We start from the raw sequence: 22,609 nt of genomic DNA on the forward strand, positions 1-22,609 counted from the left end.
TACTCCTGTTCAACAACGTTGTGCATGTTTTAGGTGGATCCGGGGGAGCGCGGATTATACCGAAAGCCCGGTTTTGCGGCCAGTGAAAGGGTGGACAATACCTGACCCAATCGTTAAGGTATGGGCCGTTCAAGGCTGAACAGATGATTTTAAGGAGGTGAACGCCTTATGATGGGCGCCATTGAAGCTTTACCCTGACGCACGCTTTCGTGCCGTCGACCGCACAATACCAGGCTAACGCCAACGTCTTTAAGAAGCACAACGCTTCACCGCAAAACAAACTGTTATCTTGTTTTCTGAACCTTCAGCAGGTTCTCTACGTCCGTTGCCGTCAGCCAGGTCGTCCAAACCTGCACCCGCAATCCGCCTCTGGTGTGCTTGCCCGTGCTCGTCTGTGTTTTTACAAGACAGGGAGATGAACTTGGAACTCTATCAATTTTCCAGCACCACAGTACTGCTGCTACTGGCCGCTTTTTACGGCGGAACCTACCTTATTACCACCTTCATCAAGAAGGAGCAGGAAGATACCGACGCCTTTATGGTATCTAACCACAGTGTGGGCTTTGGCATGGGCGCGGCCAGCATGACCGCCACCTGGATCTGGGCCGCCTCCTTCTATGCCGCCGCCACCTCGGGTTATACCTATGGGGTCTCGGGCCCGCTGCATTATGGCTTTTGGGGTGCCCTGATGATTTTGTTTATTTACCCCTTTGGCCGGCGTTTTCGCGCCCTGGCCCCCAATGCCCATACCCTGGGTGAAGTGATCCATGCCCGGCACGGCTCGTCCAGCCAGCTGATCCTGGCCTTTTCCAACCTGCTGGGCAGCATCATCAGCCTGATGGTGAACTTTACCGCCGCCGGTGCCCTGGTGTCTGTGCTGTCGCCGCTGTCGTTTCAGACCGGCGTCATCATTGCCGGTGTGGGCGTGCTCAGCTATACCCTCTGGTCCGGCTTTCGCGCTTCCGTGCTCACCGACTTCGCCCAGCTGATTGCACTCATGGCCATTGCCGTGGTGATTATTCCCGCGGTGCTGTTTGCCATGGGCGGTCCGGCAGAAGTGATGAACGGCTTTGATAACCTCACTGCCGAGCAGGCCAACCTCTTCTCCACCGAAGCCATTCTGCATCAGGGTGCTCCCTATTTTGTGGCGGTGCTGGCCTATGCCATTGGTAACCAGACCATTTCCCAGCGGCTGTTTGCGGTAAATGAAAAGCACATCAAGCCTACCTTCCTCACCGCCACGCTTGGGTATGGTGCCATTGTGATTGGCCTGGGCATGATTGGCCTGATGGCGCTGACCAACGGCGTTGAACCCCTGAACGGTGATATGAACAACCTGATCCCGCAGATGGTATCCAGCTATCTGCCACCGGTGTTTATTGCCCTGTTCTTTATTCTGGTAATTGGCTCGCTGTCATCTACCGCCGACTCGGATCTGTCTGCCCTGTCCGCCATTATCATGGCCGATGTCTACGGCAAGAACATTGCCAGAGGCAAGGCAGACCCCAAACGCATGCTGTTTATTGGTCGTCTGACCATGATTGTCGCCACCATGCTGGGCATTGTTCTGGCCAGCTTCTCTCTCGATATTCTGGTCATGCTGGTATTTGTAGGTGCACTCTGGGGGGCCATTGTGTTCCCGGTAATTGCCAGCTGCTTCTGGAGCCGGGTCACCAACCGCGCCTTTACCTCCTCGGTGATAGTGGCCCTGATCATGTTCTGCGTGGCCCGCTTTGAGTGGGTGGAAATGACCGGTGCCGTGGCGGTGCTGTTCGAACTGCTGGCAAGCATTGGCGGCGGTGTGGTGATTGGCCTGATGGTATTTGGCTTCTTTGGCCGGCACGCGGGCTTTGTTGCCGGTATTATCGCCGGTCTGGCGCTGATGTATTTCGCCACCGGCTTCCTGCGGGAGTATACCGTGCTGCTGTCTTCCCTGCTGGCATACGGTGTCAGCACCCTGGTGTGTGTGGTGGTAAGCCTGCTGGATAATCAGAAGTTTGATTTTGAGCTGATTAAAAAGCGGGTGGGCAACTACGACGATCGTTTTGATGCACCTGCCACTACAGCGGCCATGAAGACCGCCAAACTTGCCAAGGAGTCTTAAGATGAGCGAACTGATAATGGGAGCCTACATTCTGATCTGGCCCGCCCTCACCCTTTTGGTATTGATCATGATCTGCCGCGGCGTATGGAAAGACATAGTCGCGGCCAAAAAAGAAAACCGCGAGCTGGTGTAAGTCAGCGCGGACAGCGTAAAAAGCGGACCTCAAGGGTCCGCTTTTTTTATTTGGGCCTGTGCGCGAAGCGCCAGCGCGGCTGCACTCCGCCGACACGCTACAAGTACATCCCTGTAACGCTCGAAAATGCCATCCATGGCATTTAATGGTCGGCTACGGCAATCCCCGCTGCCACTTCGTCACCCCAGGTTCAACCAACAAAAACTCAGGCCGCCAGCCAGCGGGCGTAGAGGGGGACGCCGATAAGTACGTTAAAGGGAAAGGTCACCGCCAGTGAGGCCAGCATGGCCAGACCAATATCGGCCTTTTCAATGGAAGCCCCGATGGCGGCTGGTGCTGCGATATAAGAGGCACTGGCCACCAGCGCTACCAGAATAAGGGCACTGCCCGCGGGCAGATCAAGGGCTGAGGCTACCAGTGCGCCCAGACTGGCCAGCGCCAGCGGTGCCAGCAGCGCAAACAGCATCACAGGCCAACGCTTCCAGGGCACAGGAGTGAGCGCTTTGGCGGCACACAGGCCCATTTCCAGCAAAAACAACGCAAGCAGCGCCTTGAAGGCATGAATAAACAGTTCACTCACCGGTGCAGCCCGCTCGGGGCCATAAAAGTAACCAATCAGCACACCACCGGTGAGCAGCACTACCCCGCGGCTGGTCAACGCTTCATGCCAGACGCTGCCGCTGCTTACACCGCCTTCCTGCCCCGAGAGGCGCTTGTACAATGAGATGGCCACAATAATGGCGGGCAGCTCCAGCAACACCAGATAAAGCGTGGTTTCCGGCGCAATCTCCAGCTGCAGGGTCTGAGCATAAGCCAGGGCCACCGCAAAGGTACCGGCACTGACAGAGCCGTAGTGAGCGGCGAGGCTGGCGCTGTTGGCCCTGTCCAGACGCAGCAACCGGCGCGCCAGCGGGTAACACACCAGCGGAATTAATACGCCCAGTGACGCCACCGCCAGCAGCTCGGGCACCAGCTGCCAGTGCAGATTGCCATGCAGTGACAAGCCGCCCTTGAAGCCGATGGTCAGCATCAGCAGTATCCCCAGCGTATCGTAAGCCGCCTTGGGCACCTGTAAGTCGGAGCGGGCCAGCCCCGCCACTACGCCCAGCGCAAAAAACGCCACCACTATGTCTGGCATATGATTCCTCTCTATGTTTGTTAGGCACAACCAAGCCTGCAACAGGGTCAAAGACCTGCTGGTATGGAAAACGGCTTGTGAATATGTGTTCCGGCCGAAGCCGGCTTTGAAAAGTGGGGCCATTTTGCGCTGGCTTCGTTATAGTTGCCAATAAATGTTACATAACACTGATATAGATAATACTCCATGAATGTTCGTCATCTGACCTTTCGCCTGCTGCAGGTGTATGTGACAGTGGTGCGGCTGGGTTCGGTATCCCGGGCTGCCGCCGAGCTGCATCTGACCCAGCCCACCGTGTCCCAGCAGCTTAAACGGCTGGCCGAAGCCGTGGGTGAGCCTCTGCTGGATACCAGAATGAAACCCACTTTTATCGGCACCGAGCTGTATCATGCGGCACTGGAGTCACTGTCGCGCTTTGAAGATTTTGGCGGTTTTCTGCAGGACGCCCGCCAGGGTACCCGTGGCAGCTTCAGCATTGGCGTGGTGACCACCGCCAAATACATTCTGCCCCGGCTACTGGGGCCCTTTAACCGCCAGTTTCCGGGAGTGGAAGTGTCCATCAGCGTGGGCAACCGGGGTTATATTCTGGAGCGTCACCGCTATCAGCAGGACGATCTTTATCTGTTCAGCCACCCGCCCAGTGGTGAGCACACCCTCAGCAGTCGCTTTATTCACAACCCGCTGGTGCTGATCACACCGCCGGATCACTGGGCGGTCAAACAACCGCCGGCAAACTTCGCCGAACTGCTTCATGAACGTTTTTTATTACGGGAGCCGGGCAGTGCCACCCGGCTGGTGTTTGAAGAATGGCTGCGCAAGCGTAATTTGCAGCTGAAGCGGGTGATGCAGGTAGAAAGCAACGAAGTCATTCGCATGAGTGTGGAGCAGGGCCTGGGGCTGGCGGTGCTGTCGGAGCATACGCTGGAAGGTGAGCACCGGCTCGGCCGCCCCGCCCTGCCGGAATTTCCGCTCTCCAGCCACTGGTATCTGGTGTGCCATGGCAACCGCCGCCTGCCCTACGCCGCCGCCAATTTTGTGCGTTTTATCAACGACCACCTGGCCGCCTGTGTCAAGGAAAGCTACATAGACAAGGATCTGGCCGCCCTGCTTGGGCATATTAATAAGCCGGGAAATAAACCATGAATGCGGCGTTCAAGTAAGCGCGTCGAGCCGCCATCCGGCTCTGCTTGTTTCCAGCATGCTGCCCTGTGGCCCCCGTCCCTGCTCGGTGATGGTTACCCGGCTACGTTCAACCTGCAGCACCGTCTGGGCCCGGGTACCGTAGTCGTCACCGGTGATAAATATCGACGACAGCCGCCGCTCAAGCTCAAAGGGAATGCCGGTGTCGGGCAGGCGGCCATCGGGTGCCTGAGTAGCGTCGCTCAGCAGCGCCAGTGGTGCTTTTTCGTCCTTGTGCTCAAGGGCTGCCAGCCCGCGCTTCAGCCGCAGCGTCTTGGGCCAGGGAGTATTGAGCAGGCCATTGGACAAACCGTATATTCCCGGGTCAAGAGCATAAGCCGGTGCGCCGGTCCGGTTGCCGCCATAATAGAGTTCGCCCTTCAATACATCCCCTGCCAGCAGGTTAAAGCCGGCATAATCATGCCCGTGTTGCAGCATTTGCTGCATATACTCGGCCGGCCCCTGCTGACCGGTAAGAAAACCGGTCACCAGCTCACCCCGGCTGCGTTTTCCGGCCCGAGGCGCGCCCTCACGGACATTGGTAAGGGCGGCAAAGCGGCCGGCACGGGTGATGCCAAGCCAGGTACCACCAGCCTGCAGATCCCGCCCGGCCCAAAGGTAAGGCTGGTCCGGCCACCAGCGGGCCGGCTCGGTGGGGCGGGCATAAAACTCATCCCGGTTGGCCAGCAGTAACAAACGGCCCTCGGCCGGTTGCCAGTTAAAGGCGATCAAACACAAAACGGCGTTCCTTCTTGATGTTCACGGGCCCGTCACCATGCCAGTCAGGGTGCGTCTTCACGCACTCGCCAGAAGCTGGCAAAGCGGGGTAAGCCGGTGGCGGTTTCGCCCCGGTAACGATAAGTCACCGTGCTGCCCAAGGCCGGCGGATTGCGTCTTTGCTCATCACTGAACCCGGTGCCCAGCTTGAAGCGACGGCCATCGTCGGTTTCCACCAACAAAGCACCCATCATGCCGGTATATTTTCCCTGTCCGGGCAGATAGGCCAGCACTGTGGCCTCGGCATCCTGAAACTGCTTTAATTTCAGCAGGTTCTGATTACGGCCGGCGGTATAAAGCGCCTGACGATGATGCAGCATCAGGCCTTCTCCGCCCTGGGCGTTAATCTCATCCAGCAAAGCGGCCAACGCAGCGGCATCGCTCACCCGCTGTTGGGTGACCCACTGCAGCCAGGGCACATTCAGGGAAGCAATCTGCTGCTTAAGTTGTTCTGAGCGCTGCTCAAACGGTCTCTTGCTGTCAGGGGTGTCAAATACCATAAAACGGATCCGACGCCATTCCTCATCTTGCGGTTCAAACCGGCGTACCGCCGCCGACAACTCGGCAAACCGGCCCCGCCCCAGCCAGAGCTCGCCGTCCAGCGGCGTATCGGGAAAACCTTCAATAAACCACCCGGGCACCGCAAAAACGTTGCCGGCCCGGGACATTAACTCACGGCCATTCCAGTATGCCCGCACCCCATCCAGTTTTTCGCTGACCAGAAAATCCGCCGGGTTATAGTGCGGCGCATACTCAGATGCCAGCTGCAGCGGCGGCGCGTCCGCCAGTGCCGGCAAGGCCGGCGTCAGCCACAACAAAGACAGGAACAGCGATTCGGGTTTCATCACAATCTCCTTAATAGCCCACTCACAATGTGTGCGGCAAAGTCTAGCCGCTGGGCAACAAAGCAGATTATTTATCCTGATCGGGCACCACATTTACGGGTCGTGAGGCCAGCAAGCCACAGACAAGCTGTACACACTGCAGCACCATCATGAGTACCAGTGCCGTTTGCCAGCCGCCTTCCCAGTCCCGCATAAGCCCCAGCGCTGCCGGGCCGGTAGCCGCCAGCAAATAACCAATGCTCTGAGCCATGGCCGACAGCGCCGTGGCCTGAGCGGTATTGGTGGCACGCAGCACAAAAAACGACAACGCCAGACTCAGGGCACCGCCACAGCCGATGCCGATCAGCGAGGCCCACAGCAGAGGGGCGGTAGCAGGCTGCCACCAAAGGCCGGCAATGCCGGTAAAGGAAGCCAGAAAAATACCCAGCACCAGAGTACGCTGATTAGCCATGCGCGCCGCCATTATCGGCACCAGAAAATTGAATGGAATGCTCACCAGATTAATCAGGGCGGTGGCTGTGCCCGCATCATGGGCGGTCAGGCCGCTTTCCAGCAGAATTTTCGGCAGCCAGGTGGCCATGGAATAAAAATAAAACGACTGCAGCCCCATATAAAAGGTAATGGCCCAGGCAATTTTGCTGCGCCACAGGCTGACTTTTAGCGGATTGGCAGGCTTGCCAACGCCTTTTACCTTCACCATGGGCAGCCAGAACAAGATGCACAGCACCGGCAGCAGCGCCCACAGTGCCACCGGATAGTGCCAGTGGCCAAAACGCTCCAGCAGCGGCACTGCCAGATACACTCCCAGTCCGGCCCCGGCGCTCAGGGTGACCGAATAAAGCCCCGTCATCAGCCCCACCTTGCGGGGGAAAAAGGCTTTTACCAGACCGGGGATCAGCACATTCAGCAGGGCAATCGCCGCTCCCAGTAACAGAGTGCCCAGCAGCACTACTGGGTAGTTATTTACCAGTCTCAGCAAAACGCCCAGGCTGATAATCAGCAAACCGCCGATGGCCAGGGTCTGGGGAGCCCAGCGCCGTGACAAGGCCGGCACACACAGGGAAATAATACCAAAGCAGATCAGTGGCAGCGTGGTCAGCAAACTGAAGGCGCTGGCGCTGATGTTGAGCCCTTCACGAATCTGCTCTACCAGCGGTCCCACCACCACCAGGCCGCCACGCAGATTGGCGGCAGCCAGCAGCAGAGCAATTACCGCCAGGGCAGCAACAAAAGGACGCCCGTAAAAAGGGTCGTCCGACACGGAAGGAGCACTCATTATTGTTATACCTTATTGATGATTAACGACCCATGGTAAAAGTGATAAGGCCTGGGCTCAAGCCATTAAAATTACTGGCTTATGTGACCACAGCACTCCGTTTTTATACGGCAACCAGTTACCATTCATTGAAAAGCACCTGACTGGATTAAATGATGCTGGATCCCAAAGACATTACCGCTGTTATTCTGGCCGGTGGCCGGGGCCTGCGCATGCAGGGAGCCGATAAGGGGCTGCTGACATTGTGGGGGCAACCGCTGGTCTGCCATTTACTGGCGCGGCTGAAGCCACAAACCGGACAGGTAATGATCAACGCCAATCGCAACCTGGCGCAATATCGCGAGCTGGCAAGCGTTATTCCCGACAGTGAACTGTCTTATGCCGGTCCGCTTGCTGGCTTTCAGGCCGGACTGGCTCACGCTCCCAGCGAGTGGGTACTGTTTGTACCCTGCGACAGCCCGCTGATCCCGGATTGCCTGGCCGCCCGCCTGTGTGCCGCCGTGCACCGCCATGATGATATTGCCGTGGTGGATGACGGCACTCAGCTGCATGCGGCCACTGCGCTCATTCATCAGTCGCTGCTGCCTTCCCTGTGCAACTATCTGGATGGCGGCGATCGTAAGCTACAGCTCTGGTTTGAGCAGCACTGGCTGGTACCGGTGGACTTTAGTGACATGCCCGAAGCCTTTTATAACCTCAATACTCCCGACGCACTGCAGGCGCTGGAAGCCAGCAAAGCCCCATAAAAAATGCCGGCAGCGGCCGGCATCTGAGCGGCAAGTTGGCGTTTTTAACGGCCGAAGTAGCGCACAAACTGGGCCGGGTCGCGCTCGGGTAGCCGGCGTACTTCCACTTCCGGCGTGCCCAGATAGAGAAAGCCCACTATCTGATCCTGCTCTTCAAGACCCAGATCACGGTGAACACCGCGATCAAAGGCAAACCAGCCGGTGCGCCAGATGCCGTTAAAGCCCATGCTCTGGGCCGCCATCTGCATGGCCATCAGGGCACAGCCGGCAGATAGCTCCTGCTCAAGACGCGGCACCTTGCCGTGCTCTTTCACCTTGGCCACCACAGTGATCACCATGGGCGCACGCAAGGGAGCATGGCGGGCCTTGTCGATGGCATCTTCACTTTCGCCCTGAGCTTTGGCAGCAGCGGCCAGCACATCACCCAGAGCGTTGCGCTGCTCGCCTTCAAACACAATAAATTCCCAGGGGGTCAGCCCGGCATGATCCGGTGCCCGCAGGCCGGCACGAAACAGGGTATTGAGCTGCTCACCGGCGGGGGCCGGCGCAATCAGACGAGGGTTGGAATGGCGGTTCAGTAACAGTTCCTGTGCGTCCATGATGTTCTCCTGTATTCAGACCGCGCTACCATAACAGCCCGAAGGCCGGTCATAAAGGCTATATGCGCAGTGCCAGCGCTGTGCCCTGACGAATGGCGCGCTCGGCATCCAGCTCGGCAGCCACATGGGCTCCGCCAATGACATGTACCGGCTTGCCGGTCTGCTCAAGGGCGGCGTTCAGGCTTTGCTCGGGCTCCTGGCCAGCACAAATCACCACCTGATCCACCGGCAGGCATTCTGCTGTGCCATTGCGCTCTATATGCAGGCCTTTATCGTCAATACGGGTGTAAGTGACACCGCCCCAAAGATGCACACCATGGTGGCGCAACCCGGCCTTGTGGATCCAGCCGGTGGTTTTGCCCTGCCCTCGCCCCGGCTCCTGGGGCTTGCGCTGCAACAGCCACACCTGCCGCCCGGGCTCGGGCGTATGCGCCGGCATCAGGCCACCGGGCTGACGATATTGGCGATCAATGCCCCACTCCTGTAACCAGTCATTCAGGCTTGGCTCAGGCTCGGCCACCAGAAAATGGGCCAGATCCACGCCTATGCCGCCGGCACCGATAATGGCCACATTGCGTCCGGGCATCACCTCACCGCTTAATATCTGGATGTAGCTGACCACGCTCGGGTGCTGAATGCCCTCAAGTTTCGGCCACCTGGGCCGGACACCGGTGGCCAGAATCACCTCGTCAAAGTCCGCCAGCATGGGCACTTCAGCCCGAGTATTCAGCCGAAGGGTCACACCGGTTTGCTGCAATCTATGGGTAAAATAGCGCAGCGTCTCGGTAAACTCGCTTTTGCCGGGAATGCGCCGGGCATAATTAAACTGACCGCCAATCACGCCGCTTTGCTCGAACAGTGTGACGATATGGCCCCGCTCGGCAGTGGTGCAGGCAAAGGCCAGGCCGGCGGGTCCGGCCCCCACCACCGCCAGCTTTTTGGCATGCTTGGCAGGAGTGACCGTCAGCTCGGTTTCATAACAGGCAAAGGGATTGACCAGACAACTGGCACGCTTACCATTAAATACGCGATCCAGACAGGCCTGATTACAGGCAATGCAGGTATTGATGCGCTCCGGCATGCCGGCGGCGGCTTTGGCCACAAAACGCGCATCGGCCAGAAAGGGCCGGGCCATACAGATCAGATCGGCCTGGCCGCTGGCCAGAATCTGCTCCGCCACCTCGGGCGTATTAATGCGGTTGGTGGCCACCACAGGTATGGTCAGCTGCTGTTTGATGCGTTCGGTAATCCAACTGAAGGCCCCTCTGGGCACACAGGTAGCAATGGTGGGAATGCGTGCCTCATGCCAGCCGATGCCGGTATTGATAAGGGTAACGCCGGCCTGCTCCAGCGCTTGTCCAAGGGCTATCACTTCGTCCAGGCTGGAGCCCTGCTCCACCAGGTCCAGCATGGACAGCCGAAAGATAATAATAAAGTTTTGTCCCGCCCGGGCACGGACAGCACGGACTATGTCCAGCGCCAGTCTGTGGCGGTTGGCGGCACTGCCGCCCCAGGCATCGGTTCTTTTATTGGTGCGTGAACACAGAAACTGATTAATGAGATAGCCTTCCGAGCCCATGATTTCCACGCCGTCGTATCCTGCCTGCTTTGCCAGGCTTGCTGTATCAGCAAAGCCGGCAATGCAACGGCGAATGCGGCGCTCACTCATGGCACTGGCAGAGAACCGGCTGATCGGGGATTTACCTGCCGAGGGTGCCTCGGCAAAAGGATGAAAGGCATAGCGGCCCGCATGCAATATCTGCAGAGCAATTTTGCTGCCCGCCTCATGCACGGCTGTGGTGAGCTTGCGATGACGGGCCAGCTGCCAGCAAAAACTCAGCTGGGCCGCATTGGGTGCCAGCCGGCCGCGAACGCTGGGGGCGATGCCGCCGGTAATAATCAGTCCCACACCGCCCGCGGCCCGCGCACGGTAAAAGGCCGCCAGCTTGTCAACGCCGCCGCGTTCTTCTTCCAGACCGGTATGCATGGATCCCATGATCACGCGGTTTTTCAGAGTAGTAAAACCCAGATCCAGAGCAGACAACAAATGAGGATAGGCAGGCATAGACTCTCTCGGCAATCAAAGGAAAGGCCTGATTAAATTAGAAGATGCCAGCACAAATTTCAAACACGTGTTTAACTCATTTTTTCGTGAAGTTGTCTTCGTTTACTACCGCTGACCGTGGCATTGTGACCATGCTGCCGCCATAATGGACTAATTCGACCCTCTTGTTTAAGGCGCTGTTTATGTGGTCTGCCATTAAATGGATATTTCGCACTCTGGGCCGAGTGCTGAGCATCTTTCGTTCTCTGATCGTCAACCTGTTTTTTTTATTGGGGCTGTTGGGTTTCTTCGTAATATTTTTTGGCGAAAAAGAGGCACCGGTGCTGCCCTCCAGTGCTGCGCTGACACTGGAAATAAACGGTCCTGTGCTGGAGCAGGATATTCAAAGCAGTCCGCGCCGCCTGTTCAACAAATGGCTGGCCGGCGACAGTGCTCCCCCGCCGCTGACTCTGGAGCAAATCAAGCAGGCACTTGCTGCAGCCCGCCACGATGACAGCATCAAGGCGGTCGTGCTCAGACTACAGAACATGACAGAGTCAAGTTTGACCAAACTGGATGAAATCGGCGCTGCTCTGGAAAGCTTTAAAACGTCAGGCAAGCCGGTCTACGCCATTGGCGATTATTACACTCAGGGCCAGTATTATCTGGCGGCTCATGCCGATGAAATCTGGCTGAATCCGGCCGGTGCCGTCACCATACAGGGTCTGGGCGTATACCGGCTGCATTACAAATCGGCCTTTGAGCGTTTTGATATTACGCCCCATGTGTTCAGAGTGGGCACTTACAAGTCGTTTGTGGAGCCCTATATGCGCGATGACATGTCCGCTGAGAGCCGGGAAGACGCACTGCGCTGGCTGGGCCAGCTGTGGCAGCATTATCAGGATAATGTGAGCACACTGCGTAATATTCCTGCTGATCATATCAGCCCGGGCAAGGAGTTGCTGCTAAGCCGCTTTCGGGCAGTAGGTGGTGATCCGGCCCAGTATGCACTGGAACAGGGACTGGTAGATAAACTGGCTACTCGTCATGACATGCTGGTGGAAGTGAGTAAGATAGCCGGCTGGGATCATGCCGCCGGCACCTATCAAAGCGTGGGTGTAAGCCGCTATCTGACCTACGCTGCTAACGAGCAAAGCACGGCTCCCGCCATTGGTCTGATTACCGCCAGTGGTGCAATTATGGGCGGAGAGCCGGCACCTAATACCATCAATGATGAACAGCTGTCCCGCCTGATTGACCGCGCCCGCCGTGACAATGAGCTGAATGCACTGGTACTTCGCATCGACAGCCCCGGCGGCAGTGCCTTTGCCGCCGAGCAGATCCGCGCTGCCTTGCTGCGCTTCAAGGAAAGCGGCAAGCCGCTGGTGGTGTCCATGGGCAGCACAGCCGCCTCGGGAGGCTACTGGATTGCCGCCGACGCCGATAAAATCTATGCCGCCCCCACCACCCTCACCGGCTCCATTGGCGTATTTGGTCTGTTTCTTACCTTTGAAGACGCGCTGGAAAAGCTGGGCCTGAATACCGATGGTGTGGGCACTACCGACTTTGTCGGTGCCGGCCTGACCACCGGCCTGCCCGAGCATGCCCAGGAGCTGATCCAGCTGGGTGTAGAGCACACCTACGATCAATTTGTCACCCTGGTGTCAAAAGGACGTGAACTTGAGCCCAAGCAGGTGGAAGCCGCCGCTCAGGGCCATGTATGGACCGGCAGTGATGCTCAGGCCCTGGGGCTGGTCGATGAGCTGGGGTATCTTGATGATGCCCTGGCCGGCGCCGCCGAGCTGGCTGGCTTGGGTGAATACCGGATAAAACCGGTACAACTGCCCCGCTCTCCTAAAGAGCTGCTGATGGCTCAGCTGCTGGACTCCAGACTGGATGCACAGGCGCTGCTTCAGACCGCTCTGCCCGAGGTACTACGACCGGCGGCTGAGCAACTGAATAACGAGCTGAATACCCTGAGCCAGTTTAACGATATCCGTGGCCAGTATGTGCTGTGTGTTGAGTGTCAGGAGTTTTAATGAGCCGCAAAAAAATCTATATCGCCTACACCGGCGGCACCATCGGTATGCAGAAATCCGCAAAGGGCTATGTGCCCCTGGCGGGCTTTATGACTGACAGTCTGGCCGCCACGCCCGAGCTGCACCGGCCGGAAATGCCTGCTTATCATATCAGTGAGTATGATCCCTTAATCGACTCTTCAGACATGACCCCTGCCGACTGGCAGCACATTGCTGATGATATTCGTGCTCACTACGACGAGTATGACGGCTTTGTGGTGCTGCACGGCACCGATACCATGGCATTTACCGCTTCTGCGCTGTCTTTCATGCTGGAAGATCTGGACAAGCCGGTAATCGTGACCGGCTCACAAATTCCGCTGGTAGAGCTACGCTCAGACGGCCGCAATAATCTGCTGAATGCGCTTTATATTGCTGCCGAATACCCCATTCATGAGGTGGGCCTGTTTTTTAATAACCAGCTGTACCGGGGTAACCGGGCCAGCAAGGTGCACGCCGATGGCTTTAATGCCTTTGACTCGCCCAACTTTCCGCCTCTGCTCAATGCCGGTATTCATATCAGTCTTGAGGCGGGCAGGCTGAGTCAGTCCAGCGGCAAGCCGCTTACCGTCAGTGCCATTACGCCTCAGCCCATTGGGGTGGTCACGCTCTATCCGGGGATCAGTGCAGAGGTCATCGCCAACCTGCTGCGCCAGCCGGTGAAGGCCCTGCTGCTGCTGTCTTACGGCGTGGGTAATGCTCCCCAGAGCACAGCCATGCTGGAGCTGCTGAGTGAAGCGTCGGCACGGGGAGTGATCATTGTGAACCTCACGCAATGCCGCCGCGGCTCGGTCAACATGGAAGGCTATGCGCCCGGTAAGGCACTGGCTAACGCCGGTGTGCTGTCGGGCTATGACATGACCACGGAAGCCGCTCTGACCAAACTGCATTATCTGCTGAGCAAAAATCTGCCGGCTGATGAAGTGCGCCGGCTGATGGGGCAAAGCCTCAGGGGCGAGCTGACGGCACCCGCCGGCTGAGCCGGGCCTGAAACGTAAAAAACCCGCCGACGCGGGTTTTTTTAGGTTTTAAATCATTTAAAAATGATTACAGAACCTGAATCTGTGAAGCCTGAGGACCCTTGGCACCCTCAGCCGGGGTGTAGGATACCTGCTGACCTTCGGCCAGGGTTTTAAAACCGCTGCCAACGATCTCGGAGAAATGGGCAAACAGATCTTTGCCGCCGTCAGCGGGAGTGATAAAACCAAAACCTTTGGACTCGTTGAACCATTTAACAGTGCCAGTAGCCATGTTTACTTACCTTTTTAAAAATATGAATGGGCATATGCCCGGAACCGCAATAAATCAAATAAGGAAGCGTGGAGACTGTAGAACCGTAAGGACCAACAATATACTGATGCTGCGCTGACTTGAGAATCTTGCTGAGGTGTACTCTACGGCAGTGGGGGGATGCCGTCAAACACTATCGTAAAAAATCATGAATAAATTTTATACAACATAAAAAGGCACCCGCAGGTGCCTTTTTATCAGAGAAATACCAAAGCTTACTTGCCGCTGGCTACCCGGGCATGCATTTCCTGTACGGAAATCACTGACTCGGTAGCGTCATGCTCCATGGCCATTACAGTGGCAAAACCACCATTCAGGGTCGTGGTGTAAGACAGCTTCTGCGCCAGAGCACCGCGGCGCAGCTGACGGGAGTCTTCGATGGCCTGACGACCTTCCGCAGTGTTAATAATGTAGGTGTACTCATTGTTCTTGATGCGATCAAGAATATGCGGACGACCTTCATGCACCTTGTTCACCAGACGCGGATTGATATTGGCTTCACCCAATACCACGGCGGTGCCGTGGGTGGCATCAATCTGATAACCGGCGGCAATCAGGCTGGCGGCCAGGTCCACTACCCGCTGCTTATCGCTGTGACGGACAGACAGCAGTGCACGGCCTTCCTTCGGTACGGCCTTGCCGGCACCCAGATGCGCCTTGCCAAAGGCTTCGGCAAAGGTTTCACCCACGCCCATCACTTCACCGGTGCTGCGCATTTCCGGGCCCAGCAGCGGATCAACGCCGGGGAACTTGTTAAACGGCAGCACCACTTCCTTCACGGAGTAGTAAGGCGGAATAATTTCCTCGGTCACGCCCTGCTCCGCCAGCGACTTGCCGGCCATGGCGCGGGCTGCCACCTTGGCCAGGGGCACACCGGTGGCCTTGGACACGAAGGGCACGGTACGGGCGGCACGGGGGTTTACCTCGATGAGGTAAATATCGTTGCCCTTGACCGCGAACTGCACGTTCATCAGGCCAACAACGCCCAGCTCCAGTGCCAGCTTGCGTACCTGCTCACGCATCTCGTCCTGAATGGACTGGCTCAGGGTATAGGGAGGCAGTGAACAACCGGAGTCACCGGAGTGAACGCCGGCCTGCTCGATGTGCTCCATGATGCCGCCAATCACCACGTCCTTGCCGTCGCAGATGGCATCTACGTCTACCTCGGTAGCGTCATCCAGGAAGCGGTCCAGCAGTACCGGCGACTCGTTGGATACACTGACCGCTTCGTTGAAGTAGCGGCGCAGATCCTGCTCGTCATAAACGATTTCCATGGCGCGGCCACCCAGTACATAGGACGGACGCACCACCAGCGGATAACCGATATCAACAGCCAGATTTACGGCCTGATCCAGAGCGGTCACAGTCGCATTCTGAGGCTGCTTGAGGCCCAGACGATCCACCGCCTGCTGGAAGCGCTCGCGGTCTTCAGCCCGGTCAATGGCGTCTGGGCTGGTGCCGATAATAGGCACACCGGCTGCTTCCAGAGCGCGTGCCAGTTTCAGCGGAGTCTGACCGCCGTACTGCACGATCACGCCCTTGGGCTGCTCGACCCGTACGATTTCCAGCACGTCTTCCAGGGTCACCGGCTCAAAATAGAGACGGTCGGAGGTGTCGTAGTCGGTGGAGACGGTCTCGGGGTTACAGTTGACCATAATGGTCTCGTAACCGTCTTCACGCAGTGCCAGAGAAGCGTGAACGCAGCAGTAATCGAACTCGATACCCTGACCAATACGGTTGGGGCCGCCACCCAGTACGATAATTTTGTCTTTATCGGACGGATTGGCCTCACACTCTTCGTCGTAGCTGGAGTACATATAGGCGGTGTTGGTGGCAAACTCGGCGGCACAGGTATCCACCCGCTTGTATACCGGGAAGATTTCATGGCGGTGACGCAGCTTGCGCACTTCGCCTTCGGCCACGCCCAGCAGCTTGCCCAGACGGGCATCGGCAAAGCCCTTGCGCTTGAGGGCGCGCAGCAGCTCGGGAGTCAGGCCGGCCATACCGGCGTCTTTTACCTGTTCTTCCAGCTTCACCAGCTCTTCAATCTGCACCAGGAACCAGCGGTCAACGTTGGTCAGCTTGAACACACCGTCCACGCTCATGCCGGCACGGAAAGCATCGGCGATGTACCAGATACGCTCGGCACCCGGATCCTGCAGCTCATGGCGAATGCGCGCCAGGCTTTCCGGATCGTTCAGGTCAACAATGGGATCAAAGCCGTTCATGCCGGTTTCCAGGCCGCGCAGGGCTTTCTGCACTGACTCCTGGAAGTTGCGGCCGATGGCCATGACTTCACCCACCGACTTCATTTGTGTGGTCAGGCGATCGTTGGTACCGGCAAACTTTTCAAAGTTAAAGCGCGGAACCTTGGTCACCACATAATCGATGGCAGGCTCAAAGGATGCCGGAGTGCGGCCGCCGGTGATGTCGTTCTGCAGCTCGTCCAGGGTGTAACCGACAGCCAGCTTGGCGGCAATTTTGGCGATGGGAAAACCGGTGGCCTTGGAGGCCAGCGCGGAAGAGCGGGACACACGGGGGTTCATCTCGATGATGACCATGCGGCCGTCTTTGGGGTTCACACCAAACTGCACGTTGGAACCGCCGGTTTCCACACCAATTTCACGCAGCACCGCCATGGAGGCGTTGCGCATCAGCTGGTATTCCTTGTCGGTCAGGGTCTGGGCCGGCGCCACTGTGATGGAGTCACCGGTGTGCACACCCATGGCGTCGAAGTTTTCAATGGCACAGACGATGATGCAGTTATCATTGCGATCCCGCACCACTTCCATCTCGTACTCTTTCCAGCCGATCAGGGATTCGTCGATCAGCAGCTCGTTGGTGGGCGACAGGTCCAGACCGCGAGTACAAATTTCTTCAAATTCTTCCCGGTTGTAGGCAATGCCGCCACCGGTGCCGCCCATGGTGAAGCTGGGGCGAATGATACAGGGGAAACCCACCTGATCCAGCACGCCGTAGGCTTCGTCCATATTATGGGCAATGCCGGCACGGGGGCATTCCAGGCCGATGCTCTTCATCGCCTTGTCAAAGCGGTAGCGGTCTTCGGCCTTGTCGATGGCGTCGGCGGTAGCACCGATCATTTCCACGCCGAACTCTTTCAGCACACCGTGCTTTTCCAGCTCCAGCGCACAGTTCAGTGCGGTCTGGCCACCCATGGTGGGCAGCACCGCATCCGGCCGCTCCTTCTCGATGATTTTGTGCACTACCTGCCAGTCGATGGGCTCGATATAAGTGGCATCGGCCATCTCCGGATCGGTCATGATGGTGGCCGGGTTGGAGTTGACCAGAATGACGCGATAACCTTCTTCGCGCAGGGCCTTGCAGGCCTGGGCACCGGAGTAGTCGAATTCACAGGCCTGGCCGATCACGATGGGGCCGGCACCCAGGATCAGAATGCTCTGTATGTCTGTACGTTTTGGCATGTCTCTACCCTACTCCTTATGCGCGGTATTTCTTGATCAGTTCGATAAAATGATCGAACAGGTTGGCGGCCTCGTGCGGGCCCGGACTGGCTTCCGGGTGTCCCTGAAAAGAGAACGCCGGCTTGTCGGTGCGATGCATGCCCTGCAGGGTGCCGTCAAACAGCGACACATGGGTGGCGCGCAGGTTCTCGGGCAGGGTGTCGCCGTCTACCGCAAAGCCGTGGTTCTGTGAGGTGATCATCACCACATCACGATCCAGATCCTTCACCGGGTGGTTGGCGCCATGATGGCCGTGACCCATTTTCACGGTCTTGGCACCACTGGCCAGTCCCAGCAGCTGGTGACCGAGGCAAATGCCGAACACCGGAATCTCGGTCTCGAGGAAGGTCTTGATGGCCTCAATGGCATAGTCACAGGGCTCGGGGTCGCCGGGACCGTTGGACAGGAAAATGCCGTCCGGATTCATGGCCAGCACTTCTGACGCCGGAGTCTGGGCAGAAACCACGGTCAGGCGGCAGCCACGATCTACCAGCATGCGCAGAATATTGCGCTTGGCACCGAAGTCGTAAGCCACCACATGGTAGGGCAGCTCGGCGTCGGTGGGCTGGCTGTGGCCCTGGCCCAGCTGCCAGCTGCCTTCACGCCATTCATAGGCGGCAGCCGTGGTGACTTCCTTGGCCAGGTCCATCCCCTTGAGGCCCGGAAAGTCTTTGGCTTCGGCCAGTGCCTTGGCTTCATCCAGATTGCTGCCGGCCAGAATGCATCCGGCCATGGAGCCTTTCTCACGCAGAACGCGGGTCAGCTTACGAGTATCGATATCGGCAATACCCACTATATTGTGAGCTTTGAGGTAATCGGACAGGGTGCGCTGGTTACGAAAGCTGGAAGCGATAATGGGAAGATCGCGAATAATCAGACCCTGAGCCTGAATCCGGTCGGATTCTTCATCTTCGGCGTTAGTGCCGGTATTGCCTATATGAGGATAAGTGAGCGTGACGATTTGGCGTGCATAGGAAGGATCGGTAAGGATTTCCTGGTATCCCGTCATTGACGTGTTAAATACCACCTCACCAACGGAACATCCGTCGGCGCCAATGGCTGTACCGTGGAAGACCGAGCCATCTTCCAATACGAGCAGCGCTGAGTGATTCAAGACAACCTCCAAGTTAATTCTTATAAATCAACAATTTACCTGGCTGTCCCGAGCTACAGACAAAAAAATTTTACTGCATCTCGGCTAATACTGGGCAAATTCTGTGTATTTTATCTGTACCAGCGGTTTTCGACAAACTTTTTTGTGAACCAAAACACTGAAAGTCGAAAAAATCACCTGTGACAGCATAAAAATTCAGAATAACAGTATAAAAAGAAAGGGGAAAACCATCAAAACAGAATAAATAACACTTTGACCCAAAAAATCAAAAAAATGCCTGATTTTATTTAAAAATAAAAACAAAAAACTTTATAAACAAACACTTACCAAAATTTAAATAAAAAAAGCATTCCACCTTCATGCGCACAGCACCGGCGGAATGCTTTTTTCTGGCAATATTGCTGCTTATTTAAGCCCCAACACATCCTGCATATCAAAAATGCCTGCTGGCTGGACAGCAATCCAGGCTGCTGCCCGCACAGCACCGTTGGCGAAGGTCAGCCGGTTGGACGCCTTATGCGTGATCTCGACCCGCTCACCAATGTCGGCAAACAAAGCGGTATGCTCGCCGACCACATCGCCGGCACGAATGGTGGCAAAGCCAATGGTGTTTGGATCCCGCTCACCGGTAATGCCTTCCCGGCCGTAAACGGCACACTCTTTAAGATCACGACCGAGTGTATTGGCAATCACCTCGCCCATGCTCAGTGCCGTACCGGAGGGAGCATCTACCTTATGGCGATGATGCGCTTCGATAATTTCAATATCGGTATAATCACCCATGACTTTTGCTGCCTGCTCCAGCAGCTTGAACACCAAATTAACGCCCACACTGTAATTGGAGGCAATCACCATAGCAGTATCAGCGGCGGCAGCCTGAATCTCGGCTTTCTGCTCATCGGTAAAGCCGGTGGTGCCGATCACCAGACGCTTGCCGTGCTCTTGCGCCAGGGCAATATTGGTCAGAGTCGCTTCGGGGCGGGTAAAGTCGATGATCACATCTACATTATCAATAGTTTCAGCCAGGCTGGCTGTCACCGGTACATTGAGCCGGCCTACATTGGCCAGTTCACCGGCATCGGCACCCAGCACACTGGAGCCGGCATGCTCAATGGCCGCGGTCAGCACCACGCCCTCGGTGTTGGTCACGGACTCTACCAGTACCTTGCCCATACGTCCGTTGCAGCCGGCAATGGCGATGCGAACCGGATTACTCATGTTATTTTCCCTTTTATCATTGGCCATATTGCGATAGTTATGCAGTTTGCCAGAATGCGCTTTCCTTGCAAATTACACAAACGTAAACCGGGCATAAAAAAACCGGCCGAGGCCGGTTTTTTCAGACTGTCTGAAATCAGGCGATTTCAAGCAGCTCAACTTCAAATACCAGGGTGGAGCACGGAGGAATGGAGCCGGCACCCTGCTCGCCGTAGGCCAGGTGATGAGGAACGAACAGCTTCCACTTGGAGCCAACCGGCATCAGCTGCAGTGCTTCTACCCAGCCCTTGATCACGCCATTTACCGGGAACTGAGCCGGTTCACCGCGCAGTACGGAACTGTCAAATACAGAGCCATCGGTAAAGGTACCGTGATAGTGCACACGCACAGTATCGGTTTCGGCAGGCTTGGCACCGTCACCGGCAGTCAGTACTTCGTACTGCAGACCAGATTCGGTTTGCTGCACTTCGGTACGCTCGGCATTGGCGGCCAGGAAAGCAGCTTCTTCTTCCTTTGCTTTGGCGGACTGAGAAGCCTGCTCGGCTTTCATACGCTCGGTGATCACGCCAAAAGCAGCGTTGATGTCTTCCCGGGATACGGCAAACTCTTCACCGTTGAGGGAGTCGGCCAGACCTTGTTGTACGGCGGCAATGTTCAGCCCTTCAAACGGCTGCTGGGCCAGCTGATCACCGATCTGACGGCCGATGCCATAGCTGGCTTTCTGTTCTACTGTCTCGTAAGACGACATGGAATTCCCTCTGTGTTTGAGTGCAAAGATGCCATGCTAACAAATTACGCCAGTGAGCTGAACGCCCAATCGGGTTGCCTGGCCAATAATGCCGCACCCCGGACGCCACCTGCCCCGCCGAACACGGGTCCATAAACCGGTGGCGCTTGCATACCGGTCATCAGGCAGGCAGGCAGGCGCGAAGCCAGGGCCTGATACAAAGCCGGGGTTTCACTGATGCCACCGCCAAGCACAATGGCATCGGGGTCAAGCTGCGTGATCAGGGTTCCCAGTCCGGAAGACAGTATATCCAGATAGACGTTCATGCAGGTGGTTGCTCTGGCATCCCCTTCAAGCCAGGAGTCCATCAGCTGCTGGCCTGTTTGCTCGTTGCCTGTATATTGCGCCAGCCGGGCCAGACCAGTACCGGAAACATAGGTTTCCAGACAGGCAATACGGCCGCAGCCACAGGCATAAAGAGGCAGTCCGGGATAACGGGCCAGCACATCGGCCCCCACAGGTCCGTGGCCAAATTCACCACAGCCGAAACGGCGTCCGCTGATCAGGCAGCCTTTATGGATAAGCGCGCCACCTACTCCGGTCCCAAGGGTCAGACCCAGCGCCAGTTCTTTTCCAGCCACGGCACCACCGTGATACTCCGAGAGCAAAAAGCAGTTGGCATCATTGTTGCCATAAACGGGCCGTTCCAGCCGCAGCTGCAGATCACCAAGCAGATTACGGCCATGAATAGCGGGTACGTTGGGTGCCAGTACAGCCCCCTTTTCATTTTGAATACCGGGAAACCCAAACCCAACCGGCATTTTGGCACCAAAATGACTGTCAGCCCGCTGGAGCTGCTCAGTGATCAGTGCCAAAAAGGCGTCATAATCGTCTTTTGGCGTGGTATGCACCTCGGCAAGCTGCGGGTGAAGCTTGTCATCATAGGCAGCGAAAGCAATTTTTGTACCACCGATATCAAAACCGTAGATCATCAGCGGTCACACGCCGGCTGCTTGCCCTGTGCCCGGGCCTGCATATAAAGCGTGCGGGCTTCCGGCAGCAGGCCCGACAACCCCTGTATACGGGTGCCATGGGCAGGATGAGTAGAAAGTAATTCCGGCGGCTGATTACCGGATTCAGCAGCAGCCATGTTGCGCCACAGGGCAATGGCCTGCTCCGGATCAAACCCTGCCTGAGCCATTAACTGTAAGCCCAGTTTGTCTGCTTCAGCTTCCTGCTCTCGACCATAAGGCAACAGGTAACCTACCTGCACTCCCAGACCCAGCGCAGCCATGGCCGACTCTCTTACACCAGACTGACCCAGGGCAGCATCGGCGGCAGTCAACCCGATGTTGGCAAGCTGAGTGCGTGACACGCGCTCGTTGCTGTGCCGGGCAAGTACGTGAGCAATCTCGTGCCCGATAACAGCGGCAAGCTGATCCTGGCTATTGGCAACCTTAAGCAGGCCGGTATAGACACCGATATTCCCGCCCGGCAGTGCAAAGGCATTAATTTGTTCGGAATCAAATAACACCACTTCCCACTGATTAGCGCCGGGTAGCGTGGCGGTCAGCTGGCTGGTCACGCACTGCACATAACGATTAAGACCGCGATCAGTGCTGATACGCTCCTGCTCCTTGAGCTGAGTGAACGACTGCTCACCCAGCTGTTGCATGTCGTTTTCGGAAAATAGCAGCACCTGGCTGCGGCCGGTAGGAGACTGGGTGCAGGCTGTTAGTGCACCCAGTACGAAAGCCAGAATCATTACTCGCACCGCTTTACCCTCAACTATGCCAAAATTTCATTTTTTAGCATAACTGCCGGCTTACACAAGCGGTAAACAGACTCGAACGCATTAT

At 56.9% G+C, this 22,609-nt stretch carries 19 protein-coding genes; 6 read left to right on the top strand and 13 right to left on the bottom strand.

Translation table 11 applies throughout. The features are described from left to right. Window positions 1–415 precede the first annotated feature (415 nt). Window positions 416–2,104, top strand: coding sequence for a sodium:solute symporter family protein (locus tag G364_RS0109455; RefSeq protein ID WP_019934906.1), 1,689 nt, complete (start codon window positions 416–418; stop codon window positions 2,102–2,104). A 1-nt stretch (window position 2,105) separates the two neighbouring features. Beyond that, window positions 2,106–2,237 carry a putative transporter small subunit gene (locus G364_RS17350; protein WP_019934907.1) on the top strand — a complete coding sequence of 44 codons (132 nt, stop codon included), beginning with the start codon at window positions 2,106–2,108 and terminating at the stop codon, window positions 2,235–2,237. A 205-nt stretch (window positions 2,238–2,442) separates the two neighbouring features. On the opposite strand, the gene G364_RS0109465 is transcribed toward G364_RS17350, so the two are convergent. After that, window positions 2,443–3,375: a sodium-dependent bicarbonate transport family permease gene (locus G364_RS0109465; RefSeq protein ID WP_019934908.1), complete on the bottom strand. Its 933-nt coding sequence runs from the start codon at window positions 3,373–3,375 to the stop codon at window positions 2,443–2,445. A 186-nt stretch (window positions 3,376–3,561) separates the two neighbouring features. On the opposite strand from G364_RS0109465, the gene G364_RS0109470 reads away from it, so the two are divergent. Further along, on the top strand, window positions 3,562–4,518 hold the full coding sequence (locus G364_RS0109470; RefSeq protein WP_019934909.1) for a LysR family transcriptional regulator: 957 nt from the start codon (window positions 3,562–3,564) through the stop codon (window positions 4,516–4,518). Between the two features lie 9 nt (window positions 4,519–4,527). Here G364_RS0109470 and G364_RS0109475 read toward each other — a convergent pair whose 3' ends face one another. The 3 genes from G364_RS0109475 to G364_RS0109485 form a co-directional block, all read right to left on the bottom strand. Continuing rightward, on the bottom strand, window positions 4,528–5,292 hold the full coding sequence (locus G364_RS0109475) for an NRDE family protein (RefSeq protein ID WP_019934910.1): 765 nt from the start codon (window positions 5,290–5,292) through the stop codon (window positions 4,528–4,530). Between the two features lie 44 nt (window positions 5,293–5,336). Beyond that, complete coding sequence (locus G364_RS0109480) at window positions 5,337–6,176, bottom strand: DNA ligase (protein WP_019934911.1); 840 nt, start codon at window positions 6,174–6,176, stop codon at window positions 5,337–5,339. Window positions 6,177–6,243: 67 nt separating this feature from the next. Continuing rightward, window positions 6,244–7,452, bottom strand: coding sequence for a CynX/NimT family MFS transporter (locus tag G364_RS0109485; protein WP_019934912.1), 1,209 nt, complete (start codon window positions 7,450–7,452; stop codon window positions 6,244–6,246). Between the two features lie 155 nt (window positions 7,453–7,607). Here G364_RS0109485 and mobA point away from each other — a divergent pair, with 155 nt between their 5' ends. Further along, complete coding sequence (gene mobA / locus G364_RS0109490; protein ID WP_019934913.1) at window positions 7,608–8,198, top strand: molybdenum cofactor guanylyltransferase MobA; 591 nt, start codon at window positions 7,608–7,610, stop codon at window positions 8,196–8,198. A gap of 44 nt (window positions 8,199–8,242) precedes the next feature. Here mobA and G364_RS0109495 read toward each other — a convergent pair whose 3' ends face one another. Then, the gene (locus G364_RS0109495; protein ID WP_019934914.1) at window positions 8,243–8,797 is read right to left on the bottom strand and encodes an NAD(P)H nitroreductase; all 555 of its coding nucleotides are present in this window, start codon (window positions 8,795–8,797) and stop codon (window positions 8,243–8,245) included. A 58-nt stretch (window positions 8,798–8,855) separates the two neighbouring features. Continuing rightward, complete coding sequence (locus G364_RS0109500; protein WP_019934915.1) at window positions 8,856–10,862, bottom strand: NADPH-dependent 2,4-dienoyl-CoA reductase; 2,007 nt, start codon at window positions 10,860–10,862, stop codon at window positions 8,856–8,858. A gap of 182 nt (window positions 10,863–11,044) precedes the next feature. On the opposite strand from G364_RS0109500, the gene sppA reads away from it, so the two are divergent. Then, window positions 11,045–12,880: a signal peptide peptidase SppA gene (sppA, locus tag G364_RS0109505; RefSeq protein ID WP_019934916.1), complete on the top strand. Its 1,836-nt coding sequence runs from the start codon at window positions 11,045–11,047 to the stop codon at window positions 12,878–12,880. Beyond that, the gene (gene ansA / locus G364_RS0109510; RefSeq protein ID WP_019934917.1) at window positions 12,880–13,899 is read left to right on the top strand and encodes an asparaginase; all 1,020 of its coding nucleotides are present in this window, start codon (window positions 12,880–12,882) and stop codon (window positions 13,897–13,899) included. The genes sppA and ansA overlap by 1 nt, the downstream gene beginning before the upstream one ends. 67 nt (window positions 13,900–13,966) lie before the next feature. Here the strand turns inward: ansA and G364_RS0109515 are convergent, their stop codons facing one another. The 7 genes from G364_RS0109515 to G364_RS0109550 form a co-directional block, all read right to left on the bottom strand. Continuing rightward, window positions 13,967–14,170 (bottom strand): cold-shock protein, encoded by a 204-nt coding sequence (locus tag G364_RS0109515; protein WP_019934918.1) that lies wholly within the window; start codon window positions 14,168–14,170, stop codon window positions 13,967–13,969. 254 nt (window positions 14,171–14,424) lie between these two features. Further along, window positions 14,425–17,652 (bottom strand): carbamoyl-phosphate synthase large subunit, encoded by a 3,228-nt coding sequence (gene carB / locus G364_RS0109520; RefSeq protein ID WP_019934919.1) that lies wholly within the window; start codon window positions 17,650–17,652, stop codon window positions 14,425–14,427. A 16-nt stretch (window positions 17,653–17,668) separates the two neighbouring features. After that, window positions 17,669–18,805 (bottom strand): glutamine-hydrolyzing carbamoyl-phosphate synthase small subunit, encoded by a 1,137-nt coding sequence (gene carA / locus G364_RS0109525; protein ID WP_026344819.1) that lies wholly within the window; start codon window positions 18,803–18,805, stop codon window positions 17,669–17,671. 405 nt (window positions 18,806–19,210) lie between these two features. Next, window positions 19,211–20,023, bottom strand: a complete 813-nt coding sequence (gene dapB / locus G364_RS0109535; protein WP_026344820.1) for a 4-hydroxy-tetrahydrodipicolinate reductase — start codon at window positions 20,021–20,023, stop codon at window positions 19,211–19,213. A 136-nt stretch (window positions 20,024–20,159) separates the two neighbouring features. Continuing rightward, on the bottom strand, window positions 20,160–20,771 hold the full coding sequence (bamJ, locus tag G364_RS0109540; protein ID WP_019934922.1) for a BamJ family beta-barrel-assembly machinery protein: 612 nt from the start codon (window positions 20,769–20,771) through the stop codon (window positions 20,160–20,162). 44 nt (window positions 20,772–20,815) lie between these two features. Further along, window positions 20,816–21,742 (bottom strand): ROK family protein, encoded by a 927-nt coding sequence (locus G364_RS0109545; RefSeq protein WP_019934923.1) that lies wholly within the window; start codon window positions 21,740–21,742, stop codon window positions 20,816–20,818. Beyond that, entirely contained in the window at window positions 21,742–22,515 is a 774-nt protein-coding gene (locus G364_RS0109550; protein ID WP_019934924.1) for a M48 family metallopeptidase, read from the bottom strand. Before G364_RS0109550 ends, G364_RS0109545 begins: the two co-directional genes overlap by 1 nt. Window positions 22,516–22,609 lie beyond the last annotated feature (94 nt).

This window comes from Oceanimonas smirnovii ATCC BAA-899 (genome assembly GCF_000381965.1).
In the GTDB taxonomy this organism is placed as follows: Bacteria; Pseudomonadota; Gammaproteobacteria; order Enterobacterales; family Aeromonadaceae; genus Oceanimonas; species Oceanimonas smirnovii.

Excerpts from the sequence above, each read along its gene's own strand:
- carB (WP_019934919.1), bottom strand. The coding sequence starts at position 17,652 with ATGCCAAAACGTACAGACATACAGAGCATTCTGATCCTGGGTGCCGGC.
- bamJ (WP_019934922.1), bottom strand. The coding sequence starts at position 20,771 with ATGTCGTCTTACGAGACAGTAGAACAGAAAGCCAGCTATGGCATCGGC.
- G364_RS0109470 (WP_019934909.1), top strand. The coding sequence starts at position 3,562 with ATGAATGTTCGTCATCTGACCTTTCGCCTGCTGCAGGTGTATGTGACA.
- G364_RS0109515 (WP_019934918.1), bottom strand. The coding sequence starts at position 14,170 with ATGGCTACTGGCACTGTTAAATGGTTCAACGAGTCCAAAGGTTTTGGT.
- ansA (WP_019934917.1), top strand. The coding sequence starts at position 12,880 with ATGAGCCGCAAAAAAATCTATATCGCCTACACCGGCGGCACCATCGGT.
- G364_RS0109550 (WP_019934924.1), bottom strand. The coding sequence starts at position 22,515 with ATGATTCTGGCTTTCGTACTGGGTGCACTAACAGCCTGCACCCAGTCT.
- G364_RS0109495 (WP_019934914.1), bottom strand. The coding sequence starts at position 8,797 with ATGGACGCACAGGAACTGTTACTGAACCGCCATTCCAACCCTCGTCTG.
- mobA (WP_019934913.1), top strand. The coding sequence starts at position 7,608 with ATGCTGGATCCCAAAGACATTACCGCTGTTATTCTGGCCGGTGGCCGG.
- G364_RS0109500 (WP_019934915.1), bottom strand. The coding sequence starts at position 10,862 with ATGCCTGCCTATCCTCATTTGTTGTCTGCTCTGGATCTGGGTTTTACT.
- G364_RS17350 (WP_019934907.1), top strand. The coding sequence starts at position 2,106 with ATGAGCGAACTGATAATGGGAGCCTACATTCTGATCTGGCCCGCCCTC.
- G364_RS0109465 (WP_019934908.1), bottom strand. The coding sequence starts at position 3,375 with ATGCCAGACATAGTGGTGGCGTTTTTTGCGCTGGGCGTAGTGGCGGGG.
- G364_RS0109455 (WP_019934906.1), top strand. The coding sequence starts at position 416 with ATGAACTTGGAACTCTATCAATTTTCCAGCACCACAGTACTGCTGCTA.
- G364_RS0109480 (WP_019934911.1), bottom strand. The coding sequence starts at position 6,176 with ATGAAACCCGAATCGCTGTTCCTGTCTTTGTTGTGGCTGACGCCGGCC.
- G364_RS0109485 (WP_019934912.1), bottom strand. The coding sequence starts at position 7,452 with ATGAGTGCTCCTTCCGTGTCGGACGACCCTTTTTACGGGCGTCCTTTT.
- G364_RS0109545 (WP_019934923.1), bottom strand. The coding sequence starts at position 21,742 with ATGATCTACGGTTTTGATATCGGTGGTACAAAAATTGCTTTCGCTGCC.
- sppA (WP_019934916.1), top strand. The coding sequence starts at position 11,045 with ATGTGGTCTGCCATTAAATGGATATTTCGCACTCTGGGCCGAGTGCTG.
- dapB (WP_026344820.1), bottom strand. The coding sequence starts at position 20,023 with ATGAGTAATCCGGTTCGCATCGCCATTGCCGGCTGCAACGGACGTATG.